Annotated in this window: 21 protein-coding genes; 13 read left to right on the forward strand and 8 right to left on the reverse strand. The window is 61.9% G+C overall.

From position 1 onward, the window contains the following. Positions 1-87 precede the first annotated feature (87 nt). A complete protein-coding gene (locus tag VFB05_RS17775) occupies positions 88-1,464 on the reverse strand; it encodes a hypothetical protein (RefSeq protein ID WP_325014424.1) in 1,377 nt (458 codons plus the stop codon). Positions 1,465-1,690: 226 nt separating this feature from the next. Between VFB05_RS17775 and VFB05_RS17780 the strand changes: the two genes are divergently transcribed. The 8 genes from VFB05_RS17780 to VFB05_RS17815 all read left to right on the forward strand — a co-directional run bounded on the left by VFB05_RS17780 (position 1,691) and on the right by VFB05_RS17815 (position 8,084). Continuing rightward, positions 1,691-2,005 carry a metalloregulator ArsR/SmtB family transcription factor gene (locus tag VFB05_RS17780; RefSeq protein WP_325014379.1) on the forward strand — a complete coding sequence of 105 codons (315 nt, stop codon included), beginning with the start codon at positions 1,691-1,693 and terminating at the stop codon, positions 2,003-2,005. Beyond that, positions 1,998-2,465, forward strand: a complete 468-nt coding sequence (locus VFB05_RS17785) for an SRPBCC family protein (RefSeq protein WP_325014381.1) — start codon at positions 1,998-2,000, stop codon at positions 2,463-2,465. The genes VFB05_RS17780 and VFB05_RS17785 overlap by 8 nt, the downstream gene beginning before the upstream one ends. Continuing rightward, positions 2,458-2,919 (forward strand): SRPBCC family protein, encoded by a 462-nt coding sequence (locus VFB05_RS17790; protein ID WP_325014383.1) that lies wholly within the window; start codon positions 2,458-2,460, stop codon positions 2,917-2,919. Before VFB05_RS17785 ends, VFB05_RS17790 begins: the two co-directional genes overlap by 8 nt. Positions 2,920-2,946: 27 nt before the next feature. Then, the gene (locus VFB05_RS17795; protein WP_325014385.1) at positions 2,947-3,408 is read left to right on the forward strand and encodes an SRPBCC family protein; all 462 of its coding nucleotides are present in this window, start codon (positions 2,947-2,949) and stop codon (positions 3,406-3,408) included. Positions 3,409-3,414: 6 nt separating this feature from the next. Beyond that, entirely contained in the window at positions 3,415-3,927 is a 513-nt protein-coding gene (locus VFB05_RS17800; RefSeq protein ID WP_325014387.1) for an SRPBCC family protein, read from the forward strand. 275 nt (positions 3,928-4,202) lie between these two features. After that, positions 4,203-4,991 (forward strand): transporter, encoded by a 789-nt coding sequence (locus tag VFB05_RS17805; protein WP_325014389.1) that lies wholly within the window; start codon positions 4,203-4,205, stop codon positions 4,989-4,991. A gap of 233 nt (positions 4,992-5,224) precedes the next feature. After that, positions 5,225-7,255 carry a carbohydrate porin gene (locus VFB05_RS17810; RefSeq protein WP_325014391.1) on the forward strand — a complete coding sequence of 677 codons (2,031 nt, stop codon included), beginning with the start codon at positions 5,225-5,227 and terminating at the stop codon, positions 7,253-7,255. 46 nt (positions 7,256-7,301) lie between these two features. Beyond that, the gene (locus tag VFB05_RS17815) at positions 7,302-8,084 is read left to right on the forward strand and encodes a substrate-binding domain-containing protein (RefSeq protein WP_325014393.1); all 783 of its coding nucleotides are present in this window, start codon (positions 7,302-7,304) and stop codon (positions 8,082-8,084) included. Positions 8,085-8,099: 15 nt separating this feature from the next. On the opposite strand, the gene VFB05_RS17820 is transcribed toward VFB05_RS17815, so the two are convergent. The 4 genes from VFB05_RS17820 to VFB05_RS17835 form a co-directional block, all read right to left on the reverse strand. Continuing rightward, the gene (locus tag VFB05_RS17820; RefSeq protein WP_325014395.1) at positions 8,100-9,710 is read right to left on the reverse strand and encodes an acyl-CoA synthetase; all 1,611 of its coding nucleotides are present in this window, start codon (positions 9,708-9,710) and stop codon (positions 8,100-8,102) included. A 203-nt stretch (positions 9,711-9,913) separates the two neighbouring features. Next, positions 9,914-11,434: an FAD-dependent oxidoreductase gene (locus VFB05_RS17825; protein WP_325014397.1), complete on the reverse strand. Its 1,521-nt coding sequence runs from the start codon at positions 11,432-11,434 to the stop codon at positions 9,914-9,916. Positions 11,435-11,460: 26 nt separating this feature from the next. Then, positions 11,461-12,078 carry a GTP cyclohydrolase I FolE gene (folE, locus tag VFB05_RS17830; protein WP_325014399.1) on the reverse strand — a complete coding sequence of 206 codons (618 nt, stop codon included), beginning with the start codon at positions 12,076-12,078 and terminating at the stop codon, positions 11,461-11,463. Between the two features lie 157 nt (positions 12,079-12,235). Beyond that, a complete protein-coding gene (locus VFB05_RS17835; RefSeq protein ID WP_325014401.1) occupies positions 12,236-12,691 on the reverse strand; it encodes a GatB/YqeY domain-containing protein in 456 nt (151 codons plus the stop codon). Positions 12,692-12,854: 163 nt separating this feature from the next. On the opposite strand from VFB05_RS17835, the gene carA reads away from it, so the two are divergent. After that, on the forward strand, positions 12,855-14,045 hold the full coding sequence (gene carA, locus VFB05_RS17840) for a glutamine-hydrolyzing carbamoyl-phosphate synthase small subunit (RefSeq protein ID WP_325014403.1): 1,191 nt from the start codon (positions 12,855-12,857) through the stop codon (positions 14,043-14,045). Positions 14,046-14,142: 97 nt separating this feature from the next. Here carA and VFB05_RS17845 read toward each other — a convergent pair whose 3' ends face one another. Further along, positions 14,143-14,436 (reverse strand): DUF1330 domain-containing protein, encoded by a 294-nt coding sequence (locus VFB05_RS17845; protein WP_325014405.1) that lies wholly within the window; start codon positions 14,434-14,436, stop codon positions 14,143-14,145. A gap of 137 nt (positions 14,437-14,573) precedes the next feature. On the opposite strand from VFB05_RS17845, the gene VFB05_RS17850 reads away from it, so the two are divergent. Together VFB05_RS17850 and VFB05_RS17855 are read left to right on the forward strand one after the other, a co-directional pair. Then, positions 14,574-15,077 carry a PaaI family thioesterase gene (locus VFB05_RS17850; RefSeq protein WP_325014407.1) on the forward strand — a complete coding sequence of 168 codons (504 nt, stop codon included), beginning with the start codon at positions 14,574-14,576 and terminating at the stop codon, positions 15,075-15,077. 49 nt (positions 15,078-15,126) lie between these two features. Further along, positions 15,127-15,666 carry a hypothetical protein gene (locus VFB05_RS17855; RefSeq protein WP_414643214.1) on the forward strand — a complete coding sequence of 180 codons (540 nt, stop codon included), beginning with the start codon at positions 15,127-15,129 and terminating at the stop codon, positions 15,664-15,666. A gap of 1 nt (position 15,667) precedes the next feature. On the opposite strand, the gene VFB05_RS17860 is transcribed toward VFB05_RS17855, so the two are convergent. Continuing rightward, positions 15,668-16,069, reverse strand: a complete 402-nt coding sequence (locus VFB05_RS17860; protein WP_325014411.1) for a VOC family protein — start codon at positions 16,067-16,069, stop codon at positions 15,668-15,670. A gap of 91 nt (positions 16,070-16,160) precedes the next feature. After that, a complete protein-coding gene (locus VFB05_RS17865) occupies positions 16,161-16,682 on the reverse strand; it encodes a DNA starvation/stationary phase protection protein (RefSeq protein WP_325014412.1) in 522 nt (173 codons plus the stop codon). 114 nt (positions 16,683-16,796) lie between these two features. On the opposite strand from VFB05_RS17865, the gene VFB05_RS17870 reads away from it, so the two are divergent. Continuing rightward, entirely contained in the window at positions 16,797-17,498 is a 702-nt protein-coding gene (locus VFB05_RS17870; protein WP_325014414.1) for a class I SAM-dependent methyltransferase, read from the forward strand. Between the two features lie 600 nt (positions 17,499-18,098). Next, on the forward strand, positions 18,099-21,563 hold the full coding sequence (gene carB / locus VFB05_RS17875; RefSeq protein ID WP_325014416.1) for a carbamoyl-phosphate synthase large subunit: 3,465 nt from the start codon (positions 18,099-18,101) through the stop codon (positions 21,561-21,563). Positions 21,564-21,721: the final 158 nt, after the last annotated feature.

Genomic DNA, 21,721 nt, shown 5'->3' on the forward strand with positions numbered 1-21,721 from the left:
GCCGCAAAAAAGACTGGATTGCTTCGTCGCTCCAACGCAAAATTGCTTTGCAATTTTGTCGCGGGCTCCTCGCAATGACGATCCCCCTTACGGCAGCCCAGCAATCTTCCGCGCATCGCCTGTCAGTTCCAGAATGTGCATGCCGGTGTTGGCGCGGTCGACGATATAGATGTAGCCGCGATCGTCGGTCTCGAGATTGTTGGTCTGGATCGCGACCTTGCAGCGATCCTTGCCGTCGATCTTGACGCAGCGCTTGTCGGTGTTCGCCGTGATCGACGGAATGAAGTAGCCGACCTCGGTCGGGTGATAGGGGTCGCGGATATCGAGCGCGCGGACGCCGGCGTTGAAGTAGGAGATGAACGCCATCTTCTTGTAGTAGACCGGCGCCATGCTCTCGTTGGAGGAATGGGCGCCGAAGCGCCCGCCCCGCTGACAGAAATTGCCATCCGCTTCCTTGGCCGTATAGCTCGAAATCACCATCGGCGTCGCCTCGATCGTGACGTCGACGAACCACACCATCTGCCGCGGCTCGGCGCATTCGTTGACGATCTCCTCGTCCACGATCATGACGATGTCGCGCGTCGGCTCCTTGTCGTGGGCGAATTCGGCGATTGGCATCTTCAGCATCGGAAACGTCGTATGCGCGCCGTTGAAGGCCGACATCGACATCCGCGAAATCTCCGGATAGCGCAGGTTCTCCGCGGTCGGCTCCTTCGGTCCGTTGAGCAGCTTGTCGCGATCGACGATTTGCAGGAAGCCGCCCTTGTCGGTGCCATAACCGAAATAGACACGATTGCCTTCGGGACCAGCCGAGATCGGCCCGTGCAGTTCGGTCGGCACCGCGCCGGTCGAACCCGGCTCCTGGCCGGGAAGCCCAAAATCCCTGATCTTCACTGGGTGCGCGGGATCGGAGAGATCGTAGATCATGGTCATGCGGCGCGTGCGCCAGTCGGGCTTGCCCGAAACGAGGTAGGCGACGCCGGTAGAGCATTCCCACCAGTTCTTGTGCGTGTCCTTCAGGCCTTCGCCGATGTGGCTGACCAGGACCGGATGCTCGGGATCGGCGACGTTCCAGATTTCATGCCCCGCGCTGCCGATCGCCCGCAGCAAGTAGACCGCATTCGGATCGCCCTTCGGCAACTGCTTGCCATCGCACACGCGCGCCATCTGCGCGCCGCCGCTCTCATACTTTCCTTCCTGCCCGGGAATGTGGTGCAGATATTTCGGATGCGCGGGATCGGTGACGTCGACGATCGACGTGCCGTTCGGCTCGGCCTTGCCGGTCAGGGGATTGACGGGATCGGGAATGTCGTCGGTGCCGCCATGATGGCCGATATAGGCGATCCAGCGATTGCCCTGGTGATGGATGGTCGGCTGGTAGGCGCTGCGCGCCTGCAGATCGTTGTAGCCGACGAGCCGCATATTGGAGGCTTCGGGCGGATCGCCGATCTTTTGCGCGTCCATCCTGTGTTCGGGCTGAGTGTCCGGGCTCTGCGCCTGCGCACCGCCGAAAAGAAGCAGGGTCGTGAAGAGAATTGCCGGCTTGACGTATCGGTTCATGTTTTTTCCACCCAGGTTTTCAAAACCAATCTTCGTTGGCTGATCGATCGATAACTAGCACAGCCTCACGCAGAGCCAAAACACCCCTCTTGACATGCAACCATTTGGTTGCCTATTATCAATCATGGAAATGGACGACGTGTTCAAGGCTCTTGCCGACGCATCGCGACGGTCGTTGCTCGACAGGCTGCACGCCAAAAACGGACAGACGCTGAACGAACTCTGCGAGGGGCTTGCCATGACGCGGCAGGCCGTCACTAAGCACCTTGTCATTCTCGAGGAGGCCAACCTTGTCACCGCCTACAAGCACGGCCGCGAGAAGCTGCACTACCTCAATCCCGTCCCGATCCATCAGATCGGCGAGCGCTGGATCAAGAAATTCGAGCGCGGAAAACTCACCGCGCTCAGCGAATTGAAACGACAGCTGGAGAAGCGCGATGAGTAAGCTGGAATTCGTCTACGTGACCTACATCGAAACCACGCCGGAGAAACTCTGGCAGGCCCTCACCGATGGCGACTTCACCGAGCGCTACTGGTTCGGCCATCGCATCGCCTCCGACTGGAACGTCGGCTCGCTTTATCGCTTCACCAAAGGCGGCGCACCGCACTCCGAGGGCGAGGTTCTGGTGTCTGATCCTCCGAAGCAGCTCGTCTATACGTTCGACGGCTGTACAGAGGAATCAAGACGCGAATCCACCTCGCGCGTGACCTTCGACATCGAACCGAGCGGCAAGTCCGTCAAGTTGACGGTGACGCATGACGATCTCGACGAAGGCGGCGTCACCTACTGCGACATTTCCGGCGGCTGGCCGATCGTGCTCTCCGGCCTGAAGAGCCTGTTGGAGAACGGCCGCGTACTTTCGGTCGATCTACCGCAGAAGGCAAAGGAGACTGTCGATGCCTAAGCCCGAATACATCTACGTGATCTATATCGAAGCGCCTTGCGAGAAGGTCTTCGATGCGCTGATCGATCCCGAGATGAACAAGGATTACTGGGGCGGACACTGCAACCTCTCCGACTGGAAGCGCGGTTCGGCCTGGCAGCACGTCGACTACGACGACCACGCGATCGTCAGGGTTGCCGGCACGGTGATCGAAAACGAGCGTCCGCATCGCCTCGTGCTGACGTGGGCGCATCCGAAAGACCTCGGCAATCCCGACAAGGTCTCGAAAGTCACGTTCGCGATCGACGAGCCGTTCGGATCGACCCGGCTCACCGTGACGCACAGCGAACTCGACGACGAGGCGCTGCGCGCGATCAGCGGCGGCTGGCCGCCGATCCTCTCCAGCCTGAAGACGATGCTGGAGACCGGCCAATCGCTGCCGATGACCCGCCGGCGCTGGAAGAGCGGAAACTGAAAACCGAGAACGAGTTAGGGAGTCACCATGTCCCGGCCAGAATTCATCTACGTGACCTACATCGAAACCACGCCGGAAAAACTCTGGCACGCGCTGACCGATGGCGATTTCACCGCGCGTTACTGGTTCGGCGCACGGCTGAGATCGGACTGGAAGGTCGGTTCTTCCTTTGAAATGGTTCGAAGTGACGGCGCCGTCTCGGATGCCGGCAAGGTCGTCGAATGCGATCCGCCGCGCAAGCTCGCCTACACTTTCATCAACCTGTCGGACAAATACAAGAACGAGTTCCCGGCGCTCGCGACCTTCGTGCTCGAACCCTTCGGCAAGCTCGTCAAGCTGACGTTGACGCATCAAGGTTTTGCGGAAGGCAGCAAGTTCTACTCTGGCATTTCAAAGGGATGGCCGGCGATCCTGTCGAGCCTGAAGAGCCTGCTCGAGACCGGCGAGCCACTGCAAATCCCGTTCGAAGCGCTGAAGATGGAAAGCTGAACCCTCATGAAGATCGACCACTTCAAGCCGCTCACTGTCTACACGATCTACGTCGCGTCCACGCCCGAAAAGGTGTGGCAGGCGCTGACTTCGGCCGAATTCAGCCGGAAATACTTCTTTGGCAATTCGGTTGAAGTCGAATTGAAGGTCGGGGGCAGCTACATCGTGCGAACGCCCGATGGCGCGCTCCACATCAGCGGCGAAGTGGCCGAATGCGTGCCCAACCGCAAGCTCACCTTCACGTTCAACGTGAACTGGCCCGACCTGCTCGAGAAGCTCGGTCCGACGCTCGTGAGCTACGAGATCGAGCCGGCCGGCGACGCGGTGCGGCTCACCATGACGGAGTCGCACGACCGGATACTCGACGACGACATTCTCTCCGGCGGACGCCAGGGCTGGCCCGCGATCCTCTCAAGCCTCAAGAGCCTGCTGGAGACCGGCGAGCCGCTCGTCGTCAAGATGGGACCGCCGGAGCGAATGCTGGCAGCGTTGCGGAAGCTCGGCATCAAGACGCCGTAACTGTCTTGTCACGCGTACGACTCGCTGGTGCTTCTTTCATCGCTCGCGCGGCACTGAGATCATATATGACGCCATCATTCGTCGGGATGGCGCCGTCAAAATGACCATGCATCGTCACGTTAGCACCGGTGGCGCTGCGTTTCGGATCGCATTTCAAGGCCGAAGGAACAAGAGCGGAATAATCGACGACCGCAGCGGTTTATCGACGAGTTGTCGCGTCTATCTGGACGCGGCTGCGGATGGAGTTCGCGCCATCCGAACTCGTGAAGTGACCCGTGCTGAGATTATACGTTCGTCGCTGCGTTCTGCTGGCCGCCTCCATCGCGCTGATCGCCAGCGATGCACGCGCCGAGACATGTCCGCAAGCGACGGAAGAAATTGCCACTGACCGGCCCGATGTCACCAATTCGAGCATCGTGGTTCCCGTCGGCAGTTTGCAAAACGAAAACGGCGTCAATACCAGCGCGCAAAACGGCAAACAGGGCTTTGACGGCAGCAACAGCCGCTGGCGGCTCGGAGTCGCGCCTTGTCTTGAATTTCTGGTCGATCTGCCGAGCTACGTCGTCAACGCGCACGGCAATACGCTGTCGGGTTTCAGCGACGTCTCGCCCGCCGTCAAATGGCAGATCAGTCCGGCGCCGGGCAAGATCGATCTGTCGATCGTCTCAGGCGTCGCGTTGCCGACCGGCACGACAGCGCTCGTGGGCCGAGGGCCGCAACCCTATGTGCAAATGCCGTGGTCTTCGGAACTGCACGATGGCTGGGGTATCAGCGGCATGCTCACGGAATTCTTCCGCCCTGATGATCGAACGACGAGGAGCATCACGGAGACGACGTTCGTTGTCGAAAAAAAGCTGACCGAACGTTTCAGCATGTTTACCGAATATGTCGGCGATTATCCGCAAGGGCAGTTGCCGATCCAGATGTGGAATTCCGGCGGCATGTATCATCTGACCAGAACCCAGCAGCTCGATTTTCATGTCGCGCTCGGGCTCAATCACAATGCGCCGACTTACACGGTCGGCCTCGGCTACTCGTTTCGCATCGACGGATTGTTTCGCTAGAGAGCGTCCTGACCCTTCCCGAACGATGCCGGGAAACGGCGGCAAGCCTGTATGTTACGGGAATGTGACATGCCGGACCCCTCGTTGCTCTTCCGAACGGGGTCGCATTGACATCTGCTCTCCCGCGATGACAGGAATGAACCCATCGTGGGGACGGTGGGCGGCCTTTGATTCCAGTTGCTGAAACAATCAATTTTGCACGCAGGACGTGCTGGCTCGGTGCATCCTGCGCCGTGCTCGCACTGTTTGCGGGCGATGCCTGCGCCGCCGATCTGCCGGTGAAGGCTCCGCCCGCGCAAGCTGGCTACGACTGGACCGGCTTTTATGTCGGCGGCCATATTGGCCTTGCAACCGGAAACTCGGGCTGGACGCTCGATCCAATTGGCGGCGGCGCGCCGGTGTCCGGCTCGTTCGGACTGTACCAGTCACCCAACGCATTCCGGGAGAGCGGCAGCTGGTTCGAGGGCGTGCAGGCCGGCTACAATTATATGCTGCGCAACCGCGTGGTGCTGGGCGTCGAGGCCGACGGCTCGTTTCCGACCTACCCCGACCCCATTTCGGGTCTCACCATCGGCGGGATATCGAACTTCAATTCTCCGACCTTCGGCGCGGGTAGTTTCAGCGAAACCGTGCTGGCGTCGGGCACGGTGCGCGGCCGCATCGGCTACGCGCCCGGCCACTGGCTGTTCTATGCCACCGGCGGCCTCGCCTGGAGTTACGACCAGCAGACGCTGACGCAGAATGCCAGCGGCAACACCGAGGACCGCTTTCTCTATCGCTTCGGCTGGGCGGCGGGCGTCGGCATCGAGACCGCGATCGCGCCGAGCTGGACCGTCCGCGGCGAGTATCTCTGGACCGATTTCCCCTCGATCAGCGAGAACTTCCCACTGTTTGGTCAGCGGGTCTCTTCCGGACTTTCTGAGCACCAGCTCCGCCTCGCGCTCAACTATCGCTTCGACGATCCCTCGCGGCCGGCGGCGCTCGCGCCATCACGCTTCGCGGGCGCGGGCGACAATTTCGCGGTGCATGGCCAGACAACGTTCACCGATCAAGGCTACCCGGCGTTCCGCTCACCCTTTGAAGGGCCCAACAGCCTCTCCGGCGGCGCGCAAAACAAAGAGACCTTCGACGCTACGCTGTCCGTCGGCGTCAAGCTGTGGAAGGGCGCGGAATTCTGGGCCAATCCGGAAATCGACCAGGGTTTTGGCCTCAGCGGGTCGCATGGCGTCGCCGGCTTCATGAGTGCCGAAGCCTACAAGCTCGGCCTCTCGACCCCTTACGCGAGGCTGCAACGCGCCTTCCTGCGCCAGACCATCAACCTTGGCGGCGAAACCGAAAAGATCGATGACGATTTCACCCAATTCAAGGGCACACGCTCGACCGACCGCCTGGTGCTGACGGTCGGCCGCTTCGGCATCAACGACATCTTCGACACCAACAAATATGCCAACAATCCGAAGAGCGATTTCCTCAACTGGTCGCTGGTCAACGCCGGCACCTTTGACTACGCCGGCGACGGCTGGGGCTATACCTACGGCGCAGCCGCAGAGTGGTACACGGGGCAGTGGACCTTTCGCGGCGGCCTGTTCGACCTCTCGGCCACTCCCGCAGGTGGCATAAGCCCACTCGGTGGCACCAACGATCCGACGTTCCAGCAATTCCAGGCCGTCGGCGAAATCGAGCGGCGTTACGAATTGTGGAGCCAGCCGGGCAAGATCAAGATCACAGGCTTTTTGAGTAACGGCAGAGCCGGCAATTTCAACGACGCGGTGGCGCTGGCGCAAATCACGGGATTGCCGGCCGACATCACGGCGGTGCGCGCTACGACGAGCCGTCCCGGCGTCAGCCTCAACGTCGAGCAACAAGTCACCGACACGCTCGGCGTATTTTTCCGCGCCGGCTGGGCCGACGGCCAGATCGAACCCTGGGATTTCACCGACATCGACCGCACCGTGTCCGGCGGCGTCTCTATATCAGGCAAATCGTGGGGCCGGCCCGACGACACCATCGGCATTGCCGGCGTTATCAATGGCATCTCCTCTGCCCATATCGCTTTCCTCAACGCCGGCGGGCTCGGCATCCTCGTCGGCGACGGTCAATTGACGAACTATGGCCTCGAGAAGATTTTCGAGGCCTATTACAGCTACGCGCTGACGTCCTCGACCAAGCTCACCTTCGATTATCAATTCGTCGCCAATCCCGGCTACAACGCCGACCGCGGCCCGGCCAACGTCTTCGCCGCCCGCGCGCACTGGCAGTTTTGACAGCGCCATGATTTGATGGCCGCCGTTTCCTTTGGGAGGTGGCAAAATGAAAAAACGTATCGTGGCCGTTTTGGTCACCTGTCTCGCCACGTCTTTTGCGGCATCTCCGGGCAATGCGATGGAAAAACTTGTTGTCATGATGTCGGGAGGATTTTCGCTGGCCTATCGCCAGGTCCTGCCGGAGTTCGAGCGCGCGACCGGCATCGCCGTGACCACGCTGTCCGGCGCATCCCAGGGAACAGGTCCGAAGACCATCAAGTCGCAGCTTGAGCAGGGCGCTGAGGTCGACATGGTCATCCTCTCGAAGGAGGGGCTCGGCGAGTTGATCGCGGCGGGACGGATCGCCGAGGGCTCGACAGTTGACCTCGCCAGCGTGCCCGTCGGCGCGGCCGTGCGTCAGCGAGCGCCCAAGCCGGATGTCGCAAGCGTCGATGCGCTCAAGCAAACCTTGCTCAGCGCACATCTCGTGGCGATGGGCGCAAGCACGAGCGGCATCTTTATGAAGGATGTCGTGTTACCGAAGCTCGGCATCGCCGACAAAGTATCCTTGAAGATGGTGCAGCGGGGCACCGACTCCACTGCGATGTTGGCGGCTGGCGAAGCCGATCTGGTCATCGGACCGGTCAGCGAGCTAATCGGTCAACCCGGCGTCGAGCTCGCCGGCGTGCTTCCAGACGCGGTGCAACTCATCCAGCCTTTCGCGGCGGCAGTGATCAAGACTGCTCATAATCCCGATCAGGCGAAAAAGCTGATCGCGTTCCTCGCCTCCGGCCAGACCACGGCGGCGATCAAGAACTCCGGCATGCAGCCGCTCGGTGGTCGCAAATAGTAACGAGCTCGGCGATCAGCCGAGCGCGCGCAGCTCCCGCCGCAGAACTTTTCCGGTTGCCGTCATCGGCAGGCTATCTGCAAACTGCACGAAGCGCGGATATTCGTGGGCGGCGAGTTTGACCTTCACATAGTCCTGGATCTCGCGCGCGAGCGTTTCGCTTCCCACAAAGCCCGGCCGCAGCACGATCCAGGCCTTGATCGATTCGGTGCGGACCGGATCGGGAACGCCAACCACCGCCGACATCGCCACCGCCGGATGCTTGAGAAGACAATCCTCGATCTCCGACGGGCCGACGCGATAGCCGGCCGTGGTGATGACGTCGTCCTCACGGCTCAGGTACCAGAAGTAACCGTCCTCATCCTGCCGGCCGAGATCGCCGGTCAAAAGAAATCCGCCGGCGTATTTCTTGCGCGTCGCTTCCGGATTCTTCCAGTACTCGATCATGGTGACGGGATTGGGCTGGCGAACGCCGATGATGCCGCGCTCACCCCGCGGCAACTCGTTGCCCTTTTCGTCAATGATGCGCACGTCGAATCCCGGCGTCGCCTTGCCCATCGAACCTGGGCGGATCGGAAACAGTTTGGCGTTGTTGCCGACGGCAAGATTGCATTCGGTCTGGCCGTAGCCTTCATGGACTTCGATGCCGAAGGTTGAGCGCACCCAATCGAGCAGCTCCGCACCGAGGGCTTCGCCGCCGGAAAAGAGGCTGCGCAGCTTCACGCCCGGATGCTTGACCTCGGCCTGGCGCATCAGCTTCAGCGCGGTCGGCGGCAGGAACACGTTGCGGATCTTGTGATCGGCCATCAGCTGCATGGCTGCATCAGGGTCGAACTTCTTGGCGCGATGCCCGACCACCGGCACGCCGTGATAGAGCGCTGGAAACAGCACGTCGAAAAGCGCGCCGATCCAGGCCCAGTCGGCCGGCGTCCACATCACGTCGCCCGCCTTGGGAAAGAAATCGTGGATCATCTCGACATTGGGCAGATGCCCGAGCAGCACGCGATGGGCATGCAGCGCGCCTTTCGGATTACCCGTCGTGCCGGACGTATAGATGATCATCGCCGGATCATCGGCCGCGGTATCAACCGTCGTAAATTCAGGCGATGCAGCCTGTAGCGTCGGCCAGAACGCTTTGGTGCCTGCGGGCACATCGTCGCCGACAAGATAGACGTTTTGCAGCTCGGGAAGTTTCTCGCGTATTTTCCTCAGCTTCTCCCAGCCGGCCGCGTCGGTGACGATGGTCTTCGCGCCGGAATTGGCAAGGCGAAACTCCAGCGCGTCCTCGCCGAACAGCGCAAACAGCGGAATCGAGATCATTCCGGCGCGGAAGGCGGCAAGATGCGCGAGCGGCAATTCCAGCGACTGCGACAGAAACAGCGCGACGCGGTCGCCGCGCGTTAAGCCATCGGCTTTCAGCACATTGGCAAAGCGGCGCGACAGGTCGGCGAGCTCATCGAACGAGGTGTGGCGCGAGGAGCCGTCCTCGTCGATATAGATCAGCGCGAGCCGGCCCGTGCCGTCGGCGTGGCGATCGCAGCAGGCGGTCGCCATGTTGAAGCGCGCCGGAATGTCCCAGCGAAACTCGCGGCAGAGTTTGTCGTAGTCGTTGGTTTCGGTGAGCATGAGTTCACCTTAGACCATCGCTCGGCTTGCTCAAACCCTCTCCCCTTGTGGGAGAGGGTGGTTTCGAGCGTCAGCGAGAAACCGGGTGAGGGGTTGCACTCGCGGGGACAGACCCCTCACCCGGCTCGCATCCTACCGATGCTCGCCACCCTCTCCCACAAGGGGAGAGGATCCGAAAGAGCAAGCGGCATGCGACCAGGAGTTCAACCCGCCTTTTCCATCGCGATCTCGGCATCGAGACTGGCGACGTCGCGGTAGATCGAGGCCACCGCGAGCACGCGCCCGCCGCTCTTGTAGAGGACCAGGCAGTCCTTCGCGCCGATATCGCCGTCAACGGCGATTTCATCCCACTTTTCGGCGTGACCGACATAATTGATCGGCACGTCGTAATGTTGGCTCCAGAAGAACGGCACCGCGTCGAACACCTCGCGTTGCCCGAGCATATTGCGCGCCGCGGTCTGGCCCTGCCGCTCCGCGACCACCCAATGTTCGACGCGAATGGCCTGGCCCGAATGCTTGTCCGGCCAACGGGCGATGTCGCCGGCGGCATAGATGCCGGGAACGCTGGTTTCCAGATACGCATCGACCTCGACGCCGCGGTCGATCGCAAGGCCGCACTTTTCGGCAAGTGCAAGACGCGGCTTCACGCCGACGCCGATGACGACGAGGTCGGCCTCGATCACGGATCCACTCTTCAAGCTGGCGCGCTTGCCGTCGATCGAGGTGACAGTGTCGCCGAGGTGAAAGATGACGCCGTGCTCTTCATGCAGCGCGCGGACGAAGTCGCCCATGTCCGGGCCCAGTACGCGCTCCATCGGCCGTTGCTCGAGCCCGACGACATGCACCTCGATATCCCTCGCGCGCAATGATGCCGCGACTTCGAGCCCGATGAAGCTCGCGCCGATCACCACAGCACGCCGCGCATCCTTGGCAGATGCGATGATGGCGCGGCTGTCGGGGAGCGACCGCAACAGATGGACGTGCGGTTGATCGGCACCCGGGATCGGCAATTTCACCGGCTCGGCGCCGGTCGCGAGCAGCAGCCGGTCGTAAGGAATGCTGTCGCCGCCGGCGAGCAGCACTTGCTTCGCCCTGGTGTCGATCGAGGTGACCTCGACGCCGAGCCGCAAATCGATCTTCATTTCGCGATAAAAATCGTCAGGACGCAGCGGCAACCAATCCTCCGGCGCGCTGCCGGCGAGATAATCCTTCGACAGATTGGGCCGGTCGACGGGCGCGGCCGCCTCCTGGCTCAGCATGACGATGCTGCCGCGATAGTCCTGCCGCCGCAGCATCTCGGCCGCGGCAAAACCCGCCGCTCCGCCACCGACGATGACGATCCGCGACGGCGCCTCGGCGACGCCCTTGACGCGCGGCTTCGGTTGCTCGCGTTTTTCACGAACAACAATCCGCTCGCCTTGCCGCTCGACCTTCCAGACCGAAAGTGCATTGAACGCCGGCGCGTGCGTCGCCTCCCCCGTGCGCAAATCGAAGCAGGCGTGATGCCACGGGCAACGCACGTGCTCGCCGTCGACGACCCCGTCGGCGAGCGGACCGTGGTAGTGGCTGCAATGCGCGTCGATCGCGAAGATCTCGGAACCGGAACGCACCAGCAGCACGTCCTCGTCCCCGACATGCCCAAGCAGCATGTCGCGGGAGAAATCCGACGGCAGGACTCCCTGCGACAGATCGGGGCCGGCGGGTGCTGCTTGCTGATCTGCCATGGTCGTCCTCCGCTTTCCTTGCCGGGTTAGGTCGCCATTCCCAGGAATTCCTGACGGGTCAACGCGTTGTCGCGAAAGCAGCCGAGCATCCGGCTGGTCACGAGATCTGTGTCCGGCTTGTGGACGCCGCGCGTCGTCATGCAATGATGCGACGCTTTGATAATCACGCCGACGCCTTGCGGTTTCAAGACATCGTTGATCGTGTTGGCGATCTGCGCCGTCATCTTCTCCTGAATCTGCAGGCGCCTCGCATAGACGTCGACGACCCGCGCCAGCTTGCTAATGCCGACGACGCGGCCGTTCGGAATATAGGCGACCCACGCCTGGCCGATGATCGGCGCCATGTGGTGCTCGCAATGGCTCTCGAAGCGGATGCCGCGCAGCACAATCATTTCGTCATAGCCCTCGATTTCCTCGAAGGTCTTTTCCAGGATCTCGGTGGGGTCCTGATCGTAGCCCGAGAAGAATTCCTCGAAGGCGCGCGTGACGCGCCCCGGCGTCTCCAATAGCCCATCCCTCGCCGGATCGTCGCCGGTCCACTTGATGATGGTACGGAACGCCGCCTCGACCTCGGCGCGAGAGGGCTTTTGGGTCTCGAGCTGTGAGGCTCTGGCGCGATCAAGCGCATGGACAGTTGGGCTCATTGCAATGTGTCTCCCGGGATAATGACCGTGAGCCGATTGGATGTTCCAGCGGCCGAAAGGTTCCGGGAAAGCAGAACCCGGCTGAGGCCGAAACCCTCTCCCCTTGCGGGAGAGGGTGCGATCGAGCAAGCGGGGAAGAGGTGAAGAATTGCGTCGCTTAAGAAGTCAGCGCGGCCTTCACCAAACCGCTGGCTTTGCCGAAATCCATCTGGCCGGCATATTTGCCTTTCAACGCGCCGACCACCTTGCCCATGTCCTTCATGCCGGCCGCGCCCGTTTCCTTGATGGCCGCAGCAATCGCGGCCTTCATGTCGTCATCCGACATCTGCTTCGGCAGGTAGGCCGAGATCACCGCAATCTCCTCGCGCTCCTGCGCGGCGAGTTCCGCTCGGCCGCCTTTTTCATAGAGCTCGACCGATTCCTGGCGCTGCTTGATCATCTTCTGGAACACGCCGAGCAGGTCGGCATCGGACAGTGGCGGCTTGCCCTCACCGCGCGCGGCAATGTCGGCATTCTTGATGGTCGAATTGACCATCCGCAGCGTGGAGAGCTTGCGCTCATCCTTGGCCTTCATCGCGTCCTTGACCGCGTTGTTGATGTCGTCGCGCAGCATGGGAATCACCCTCATTTCGGCTTGAAGCGCTGATCTAGGCCGTCCGGCCGGGGGAAACAACCGCAGTTCATTCTGATTGACCCCGGAAAACGCCAAAAACCCATGTGAATCAGCCTGAATCCGGCTTTGACGCGGCCCCGGCGCGCGATTATGTAGAGGCCTCATGACGACATCAGAAAACGCTGCCGCCTGGCCGGACCACAAGCCGACCGCACTTCTTGTGCTGGCCGATGGAACGGTGCTGGAAGGTTTTGGCCTCGGCGCCGAAGGCCACGCCGTCGGCGAGGTCTGTTTCAACACCGCGATGACCGGCTATGAGGAAATCCTCACCGATCCCTCCTATGCCGGCCAGCTGATTACCTTCACCTTCCCGCATATCGGCAATGTCGGCACCAACGACGAGGATATCGAGACGGTGAACATGGCGGCGACGCCGGGCGCGCGCGGGGTGATCCTGCGCACCGCAATCACCGATCCCTCGAACTACCGCGCCACGCGCCATCTCGACCAGTGGCTGAAAGCGCGCGGCATCATTGGCCTCTCCGGCATCGACACCCGCGCGCTGACCGCGCTGATCCGAAGCAAGGGCATGCCCAATGCCGTGATCGCGCACGCCAAAGACGGGAAATTCGACCTGCATGCCCTGAAGGAAGAGGCGCGCGAATGGCCCGGCCTTGAAGGCATGGACCTCGTGCCGATGGTCACGTCCGCCCAGCGCTACACCTGGGACGAGACGCCGTGGGTGTGGGACAAGGGCTTTGGCCGGCAAGACGCGCCCGAATTCAACGTGGTCGCGGTCGACTACGGCATCAAGCGCAACATCCTGCGGCTGCTCGCGGGCGTCGGCTGCAAGGTCACTGTAGTGCCGGCGACGACGTCGGCTGAAGACATCCTGGCAATGAAGCCGGACGGCGTGTTCCTGTCGAATGGTCCGGGCGATCCGGCCGAGACCGGCAAATATGCAGTGCCTGTCATCCAGAAGGTGATCAACTCCGGCACGCCCACTTTCGGCATCTGTCTCGGTCACCAGATGCTGGGTCTCGCCGTCGGTGCGAAGACCAAGAAGATGCATCAGGGCCACCATGGCGCCAACCATCCGGTCAAGGACGAGACCACCGGCAAGGTCGAGATCACCTCGATGAACCACGGTTTTGCGGTGGATCAGGCGACGCTGCCGAAGGGCGCGACGCAGACCCACATCTCGCTGTTCGACGGCTCCAATTGCGGAATCGCTCTGGAAGGCAAGCCGGTGTTCTCGGTCCAGTACCACCCAGAAGCCTCGCCGGGTCCGCGCGATTCACACTACCTGTTCGATCGCTTCGCCGACCTGATGCGCCAAAAGAAGCGGGCTTAGACCAATCGCCTACGAATTGACGCGTTGAGCCGCGAGACAGGAACGGCCGGCGACGGAGGCTATCTGGCCAGCGGCGCTCATCATCGCGTAAGCCGTCCTACGGGCTGACCTCGACGACGAACATCCTGGCCCGCTGGGCTTTCTGACGTTCAGCCTTGATCGGCGCGTAGTTTTCCGAACTGTAGAACGCCAATGCCTGGGGCAACGTCGGAAACTCGAATACGCCAGCCATCGGCAGCGGCGTCTCGTCTCCTTCGAGGACTTCGGCGACACGGCCAAAATAAAGAATTCGTCCGCCCGCCTCCTCCAGCGCAGCCTTGAAACGGGGAGCGAGCGCCGCCTGCCTCACCGGATCGATAACCTGCAGATTGACGTGAACGTAAGCCGGCATAGAATTAATCCCGCACCGATAATCCGTGTATGCGTATTGGCATGGGCGCACGTCGATGTCCAGCGTGATCAAGCACTTGGTATGATGATCATCATTTGGTATGATAGATATCATCATACGAAAAAGGTGACCGCCTCATGACCGACACCACTCCCCGCGAATATGGCGTGACGCCGACCGAGGTGATGGCCTCGATGGCGGGGATCGATTTCCTCCGCGCGATGTTCGCTGGCAGGCTGCCGGCGCCGCCGATCATGCAGAACATCGAGCCGTTCGACTATTCGGCCGAGCCGGGGGTGGTCTCGTTTTACAGCACGCCCGGCTTTCGCCACTACAATCCGATCGGCTCGGTGCATGGCGGCTACGCCGCGACGCTGCTCGATTCCGCGATGGGGCTTGCCGTGCACTCGATGCTGCCGGTTGGCTCCGGCTACACCACGCTCGAATTCAAGATCAGCTTCATCCGCGGCATGACCAAGGATACCGGCGTGGTCAAGTCCGAGGGCCGCACGCTGAGCGTCGGCCGCCGCGCCGCGACCGCTGAGGCGCGCATCACCGACGCCAAGGGCCGGCTGCTCGCACATGCGACGACTACGTGCCTGGTGTTCGAGATTCCAGGCCCGCCCGCTAAGGGAATGTAAAGGAACGCCGCGCCCTCAACTTGATTATTCCCGCGTCATGTTTACCAACATGCGCGGGAGTTTTGCTTTGCCGATCGTCAAAAACGCCAGGCCTGCCACGTTCACCTTTGAAGATGACGGTCTCGTCCCCAACAATCGTTTGCCGCTTGTGATCTACAAGGACGCGCTCGACCTCGGCGGCGGTGATCCTGAAAAAGCGATCGAGGATCTGTTCCGCGGCAACGGCTGGGGGCAGGACACCTGGCGCAACGGCATCTACGACTTTCTGCACTATCACGCAACGGTGCACGAGGTGCTCGGCATCGCGCGTGGCGTTGCGCGGGTCCGATTTGGCGGCGACTCGGGCAAGGAATTCGAGCTGAGCACGGGCGACATCGCCATCCTGCCCGCCGGCACCGGTCATCAATGCCTCAGGGCGACGCATGATTTCTCGGTCGTCGGCGCCTATCCGCCGGGCGCGAAGATGCAAGTGACGCGGCCGACGGTCGAAAATCACGCGGCCGCGCTGAAGAGCATTCCGGAGGTAAAAGTGCCGGCGAGCGATCCAGTGCTGGGGACGGATGGGCCGCTGATGCGGCTTTGGAGTTAAACTAGCCGTTCGGCAAATTGAGCTGCCAGGAGACGCCGAACTTATCGGCGATCCAGCCAAACTTTCGGCTGAATGGATAGACGTTCAGTGGCATCAGGATCTTGCCGTCTTCGGAGAGTTGGACGAACAGCCGGTCGATCTCGGCCTCATCGGTGCAATCGACAAAGAGCGACATTGCAGGCGTAAAGGTGAAGTCGTGTTTCACCGGGCTGTCGATGGCCATGAAGGTCTGGCCCTTCAGGGTGAAGGTGGCCTGCACAACCGATCCTTCCGCGCCGGGCCCTTCCGTACCGTAGCGGCGAATGCCGGTCACAGCAGAATCGTCGAAGAGCGAAATGTACCAATTGAGGGCTTGTTCGCACTTCCCCTCGAACATCAGGAAAGTCTTGATTGATTGAGACATACCCACCCCCATCGTGGCCGGCGGCCAACTGAAGCAATCCAGCGCAAACCGGATTGCTTCGCAAGACCTCACTGCTTGACCGGCAGTTCTGCTACGCCGCGTTGCTGCTTTCCTGACGCGATGCCTCGAACAGGAACCAGGTGCGACGCTCGGTCTCGTCGATGAAGGTCTCGAGCAGGCCTGCAGTGCCGGAATCCTCGTGCTCGTCGCACAGCTCATGCGCCTTTCGCATGGAGGCTGCAACGTGCTTGTTGTCTTCCATCAGTTCGCGCAGCATCTCGCGCGGCGGCACATAGTCCTCGTTGTTGTCCTGGATGGTCTGCAATTTCGAAACCTGCCCGATCGAACGCAGCGTGGTGCCGCCGATCTTGCGCACCCGCTCCGCCAGCTGATCGGTGGTGGCGAAGATCGCATCCGACTGCTCGTCGAGCATCAGATGATAGTCGTGGAAATGCCGGCCACTGACGTGCCAGTGAAAGTTCTTGGTTTTCAGGTAGAGCGCAAAGGCATCAGCCAGCAGCACATTGAGCGCGGCTGAGATTTTTTCGGAGGCGGCCTTCGGCAGGTCGCTCGGGGTATCGAGATCGGGGGAGATTTTGCTGACTTTGCTCACGATTAACCCTTCCTGTTAGACGCAACGGCGATGGACAATACTCGGCAGACCCTCTAACGCCTTGGCTGTGACGCAGTTCCTTTTGCCAGCTCCCGTTTCGGACGTCTAAAAACCATGGATGAATGGATCGATTATTACGACTCCACGCATACGATCTATGCGAGCAAGCTGCATCGCGATTTGCATTTTCAGCTGATTGCGCGGGACATCATCGGCTATATCGGCTCGCCTGATGCCGTGGTGCTGGACTACGCCTGTGGCGAGGCGCTGTCGGCGGCAAAAGTCGCGGACGCCTGTGGCATGCTCTATCTGGCCGAGCCGGCACCAGGCGTGCGCGGCCGGCTGATCGCCCGCTTCGCTCCCAACACCAAGATCCGCGTCCGCTCGCTGGAAGACGTGCGAAAGATGGCCGAGCACTCAATCGACCTCGTGGTGATGAATTCGGTCGCCCAGTACATGACGGAGGAAGAGCTGGATTCCGCCTTTGCAACGGCCCGCCGGCTGTTGAAACCGGGCGGACGGCTGGTGGTGGGCGATGTGCTTCGCCCCGAGGTCGGCATGCCCCGCGATGTGATCGCGCTGCTGAAATTCGCGGCGCGCTACGGTTTCCTGCGCGATGCGCTGATCGGGCTCGTCTCGACCGCCCTGTCGGATTACCGGCAACTGCGCAGCCGCATCGGGCTGCAGCGCTACAGCGAGGCCGACATCATCAACAAGCTCGCCGACAGCGGATTCACCGCCTCGCGCGTCGCCGTCAATATCGGCCACAATCCCTGGCGGATGACCTTCGTGGCGCGACCTGCGCTTGCCACGTGAGGGCTTGTCGGGGGCACGCCCGCCTCCGCCCGTTGGGCTGCGGCGAGGCAGCCTTCGCTCACTTCGCTAGGATAGGCTGGTTGCTGGCCTGCCTAGCCGTAGCTCGCGAAGCGAGCGAAGGCTGGTAGGGTTAACCGCAGCTCGCAGTGGCTCGAGGGCCGACGTTGCGGCTAAATGGACGCGGCCCGGTGGCGGAAGCGTCGACGCGAGAGCAGTGCAATGCTCTTTATCCTGGTTCAAACCCAGGCCGGGCCTCCAGCCTTCGCTCGCTTCGCGAGCTTCGGCTAGGCAGGCCAGCCACGCATCTACCGTAACAATGCGGGCGAAGGCTGCCTCTCCGTAGCCCGACCTGTCCGACGAAGGGCGAAGGCGGGCCGGATCAATTAGGCTACGCGTGGCGCAGCGACGCCAGACCGCATCCCCTCCAACCCTCTCAAAATCCTCGAAATTGCCGGTTGATGGCCCTTGATTGGGGGTTTCGCGGCCGCAAAATCTGGTCTAAAGACCCCTCGCGCGCGAGGGCCTTCCTCACGCAACGGCTTGAGGGACGCGCGGAATGCGCGCCCTTTTTTTGTGCCGATTTCTGGCCTGCGAGAATTAATGCCCAAAAGAACCGACATCTCCACCATCCTGATCATTGGCGCCGGGCCGATCGTCATCGGTCAGGCCTGCGAGTTCGACTATTCCGGCACGCAGGCGGTGAAGACCTTGAAGGAAGAGGGCTATCGCATCGTCCTGGTCAATTCCAACCCGGCGACGATCATGACCGACCCGGAGCTCGCGGACGCCACCTATATCGAGCCGATCACGCCCGAGATCGTCGCCAAGATCATCGAGAAGGAACGCCACGTCATTCCCGGCGGCTTTGCGCTCTTGCCGACCATGGGCGGCCAGACCGCGCTGAACTGCGCGCTGTCGCTGCGCCGGCAGGGCACATTATCGAAATTCGACGTCGAGATGATCGGCGCCACGGCGGATGCGATCGACAAGGCGGAAGACCGCCAGCTCTTCCGCAACGCCATGGAGAAGATCGGGCTGCAGACGCCGAAGTCGCGGCTCGCGAACGCATCGTCGTTGAAGAAATCCGATCGCGACAACCATCTCGCCGAGTGCGAAAAGTTGTCCGGCGAGGCGCTGGAAGCGTTCGAGCGGCAGTGGACGTTAGGGGAGAACGAGCGGCGCAAGCGCTATCAGCAGCAGGCGCTTGCCGAAGCGCTGATGGCGCTCTCCGAGATCGGCCTGCCCGCGATCATCCGTCCCTCCTTCACCATGGGCGGCACCGGCGGTGGCATCGCCTACAACAAGGAAGAGTTCATCGACATCATCGAGCGCGGCCTTGATGCCTCGCCGACCAACGAGGTGCTGATCGAGGAATCCGTACTCGGCTGGAAAGAGTTCGAGATGGAGGTGGTGCGCGACAAGAAGGACAACTGCATCATCGTCTGCTCAATCGAGAACCTCGATCCGATGGGCGTTCACACCGGCGATTCCATCACCGTCGCGCCGGCGCTGACGCTCACCGACAAGGAATACCAGATCATGCGCGACGCCTCGATCGCGGTGCTGCGCGAGATCGGGGTGGAAACCGGCGGCTCCAACGTGCAGTTCGGCGTCAATCCGGCCGACGGCCGCATGGTCGTGATCGAGATGAATCCGCGCGTGTCGCGGTCGTCGGCGCTTGCATCAAAAGCCACAGGCTTTCCGATCGCCAAGGTCGCCGCCAAACTCGCGGTCGGCTATACGCTCGACGAAATCGCCAACGACATCACCGGCGGCGCGACACCGGCCTCGTTCGAGCCGACCATCGATTACGTCGTCACGAAAATCCCGCGCTTTGCATTCGAGAAATTTCCCGGCGCTTCCACCACGCTGACCACGTCGATGAAGTCGGTCGGCGAAGTGATGGCGATCGGCCGCACCTTCCAGGAAAGCCTGCAAAAGGCGCTGCGCGGGCTCGAGACCGGCCTCACCGGTTTGGATGAGATCGAGATCGAGGGCCTGGGGCAGCACGACGACAAGAACGCAGTACGTGCCGCGCTCGGCACGCCAACGCCGAACCGCCTGCTGCAAGTGGCGCAGGCGATGCGGCTCGGCTGGAGCGATGAAGACATCTTCAACTCCTGCAAGATCGATCCGTGGTTTTTGGCGCAGATGCGCGCCATCGTCGATATGGAAGCCAAGGTCAGGCGCGATGGCCTGCCGCCGAATGCATTCGGATTGCGCACGCTGAAGGCCATGGGCTTCTCAGATGCGCGGCTCGCCGTGCTCGCCAACATGCGCGAGGCTGAGGTGAAAGAGCGCCGTCATGCGCTCGGCGTTCGCCCGGTGTTCAAGCGCATCGACACCTGCGCCGCCGAATTTGCTTCCCCCACCGCCTACATGTACTCGACCTATGAGGCGCCGTTCGCCGGCCCGCCGTCGGACGAAAGCGCGCCGTCGGCGAAAGACAAGGTGATCATTCTCGGCGGCGGACCCAATCGAATCGGCCAGGGCATCGAGTTCGACTACTGCTGCTGCCACGCCTGCTTCGCGCTGCACGACGCCGGCTATGAATCGATCATGATCAACTGCAATCCGGAGACGGTGTCGACCGACTACGACACCGCCGACCGGCTGTATTTCGAGCCGCTCACGGCCGAAGACGTGCTCGAGATCATCGCGACCGAGCAACAGAACGGCTGCCTGCATGGCGTGATCGTGCAATTCGGCGGCCAGACTCCGCTGAAACTGGCGCATGCGCTGGAAGAAGCCGATGTGCCGATCCTCGGCACCTCGCCCGACGCGATCGATCTCGCCGAAGACCGCGACCGCTTCAAGCGCGTGCTCGACAAATTGCGGCTGAAGCAGCCGAAGAATGGCATCGCCTATTCGGTCGAGCAAGCGCGCCTCGTTGCGGCTGATCTCGGCCTGCCGCTGGTGGTGCGGCCGTCCTATGTGCTCGGCGGCCGCGCGATGCAGATCATCCGCGAGGACAACCAGCTCTCGGATTACCTGCTTGGCACCCTGCCCGAGCTCGTGCCGGGTGACGTCAAGGCGCGTTATCCCAACGACAAGACCGGACAGATCAACACCGTGCTCGGCACCAATCCGCTATTGTTCGACCGCTATCTGTCCGATGCGACCGAAGTCGACGTCGATTGCCTCTGTGACGGCAAGGACACCTTCATCGTCGGCATCATGGAGCATATCGAGGAAGCCGGCATTCATTCGGGCGACAGCGCCTGCTCGCTACCGCCGCGTTCACTCAATGCCGAGACAATCGCCGAGCTCGAAAGGCAGACGCGTGAACTGGCTCTTGGGCTCGACGTGGTCGGGCTCATGAACGTGCAGTACGCGATCAAGGACGGCGAGATCTACGTTCTCGAAGTCAACCCGCGCGCCTCGCGCACGGTGCCGTTCGTCGCCAAGGTGATCGGCACGCCGGTCGCCAAGATCGCCGCACGGCTGATGGCCGGCGAGAAGCTTGCCGACTTTAATCTGAAGAAGCCCAAGCCCGACCACGTCGGCGTGAAGGAATCGGTATTTCCGTTCGCGCGCTTCCCCGGCGTCGACACCGTGCTGGGGCCGGAAATGAAATCGACCGGCGAGGTGATGGGGATCGACAGCACCTTCGAGATCGCATTCGCCAAGAGCCAGCTCGGCGGCGGCACGCGCGTGCCGCGCAAGGGCACCGTGTTCGTATCCGTCCGCGAAAGCGACAAGGCCCGCATCACCGAGGTTGTGGCAATGCTGCACTCGCTCGGCTTCAAGGTGGTCGCCACGTCCGGCACCCAGCGCTTCCTGAGCGACCAGGGTGTTCCGGCCGAGAAGATCAACAAGGTGCTGGAAGGCCGGCCTCACATCGTGGATGCCATCACGAACGGCGACATCCAGCTCGTCTTCAACACCACCGAAGGACCCCAGGCACTGGCCGACAGCCGCTCGCTGCGGCGCGCTGCCCTCTTGCATAAAGTGCCGTATTACACCACTCTTTCGGGTGCCGTGGCGGCCGCGCAAGGCATCCGTGCCTATCTCGGCGGGGACCTTGAGGTCCGCACCCTGCAGAGTTACTTTTCCGAAAACTGATCGCTGCGAGCGGGCGCACGCCCGCCAAGTGGTTGGCAACAATCGGTAATAAAGCCGCTCCGCAGGAACTCGCCGCCCCGTTTCATGTTGTTCCGGCCTTCGACGGGCCGGCGATCGCGGGCTTTCCGGCTTTGTTTTGAGCCGCAAATGCCTATTGT

Source organism: Bradyrhizobium sp. (assembly GCF_035652035.1).
Lineage (GTDB): Bacteria > Pseudomonadota > Alphaproteobacteria > Rhizobiales > Xanthobacteraceae > Bradyrhizobium.

What these genes read in the sequence shown, in the direction of transcription:
- VFB05_RS17775 (WP_325014424.1), bottom strand. Translation starts at nt 1,464, where the DNA reads ATGGACGCGCAAAAGATCGGCGATCCGCCCGAAGCCTCCAATATGCGG.
- VFB05_RS17780 (WP_325014379.1), top strand. Translation starts at nt 1,691, where the DNA reads ATGGACGACGTGTTCAAGGCTCTTGCCGACGCATCGCGACGGTCGTTG.
- VFB05_RS17785 (WP_325014381.1), top strand. Translation starts at nt 1,998, where the DNA reads ATGAGTAAGCTGGAATTCGTCTACGTGACCTACATCGAAACCACGCCG.
- VFB05_RS17790 (WP_325014383.1), top strand. Translation starts at nt 2,458, where the DNA reads ATGCCTAAGCCCGAATACATCTACGTGATCTATATCGAAGCGCCTTGC.
- VFB05_RS17795 (WP_325014385.1), top strand. Translation starts at nt 2,947, where the DNA reads ATGTCCCGGCCAGAATTCATCTACGTGACCTACATCGAAACCACGCCG.
- VFB05_RS17800 (WP_325014387.1), top strand. Translation starts at nt 3,415, where the DNA reads ATGAAGATCGACCACTTCAAGCCGCTCACTGTCTACACGATCTACGTC.
- VFB05_RS17815 (WP_325014393.1), top strand. Translation starts at nt 7,302, where the DNA reads ATGAAAAAACGTATCGTGGCCGTTTTGGTCACCTGTCTCGCCACGTCT.
- VFB05_RS17820 (WP_325014395.1), bottom strand. Translation starts at nt 9,710, where the DNA reads ATGCTCACCGAAACCAACGACTACGACAAACTCTGCCGCGAGTTTCGC.
- VFB05_RS17825 (WP_325014397.1), bottom strand. Translation starts at nt 11,434, where the DNA reads ATGGCAGATCAGCAAGCAGCACCCGCCGGCCCCGATCTGTCGCAGGGA.
- folE (WP_325014399.1), bottom strand. Translation starts at nt 12,078, where the DNA reads ATGAGCCCAACTGTCCATGCGCTTGATCGCGCCAGAGCCTCACAGCTC.
- VFB05_RS17835 (WP_325014401.1), bottom strand. Translation starts at nt 12,691, where the DNA reads ATGCTGCGCGACGACATCAACAACGCGGTCAAGGACGCGATGAAGGCC.
- carA (WP_325014403.1), top strand. Translation starts at nt 12,855, where the DNA reads ATGACGACATCAGAAAACGCTGCCGCCTGGCCGGACCACAAGCCGACC.
- VFB05_RS17845 (WP_325014405.1), bottom strand. Translation starts at nt 14,436, where the DNA reads ATGCCGGCTTACGTTCACGTCAATCTGCAGGTTATCGATCCGGTGAGG.
- VFB05_RS17850 (WP_325014407.1), top strand. Translation starts at nt 14,574, where the DNA reads ATGACCGACACCACTCCCCGCGAATATGGCGTGACGCCGACCGAGGTG.
- VFB05_RS17855 (WP_414643214.1), top strand. Translation starts at nt 15,127, where the DNA reads ATGCGCGGGAGTTTTGCTTTGCCGATCGTCAAAAACGCCAGGCCTGCC.
- VFB05_RS17860 (WP_325014411.1), bottom strand. Translation starts at nt 16,069, where the DNA reads ATGTCTCAATCAATCAAGACTTTCCTGATGTTCGAGGGGAAGTGCGAA.
- VFB05_RS17870 (WP_325014414.1), top strand. Translation starts at nt 16,797, where the DNA reads ATGGATGAATGGATCGATTATTACGACTCCACGCATACGATCTATGCG.
- carB (WP_325014416.1), top strand. Translation starts at nt 18,099, where the DNA reads ATGCCCAAAAGAACCGACATCTCCACCATCCTGATCATTGGCGCCGGG.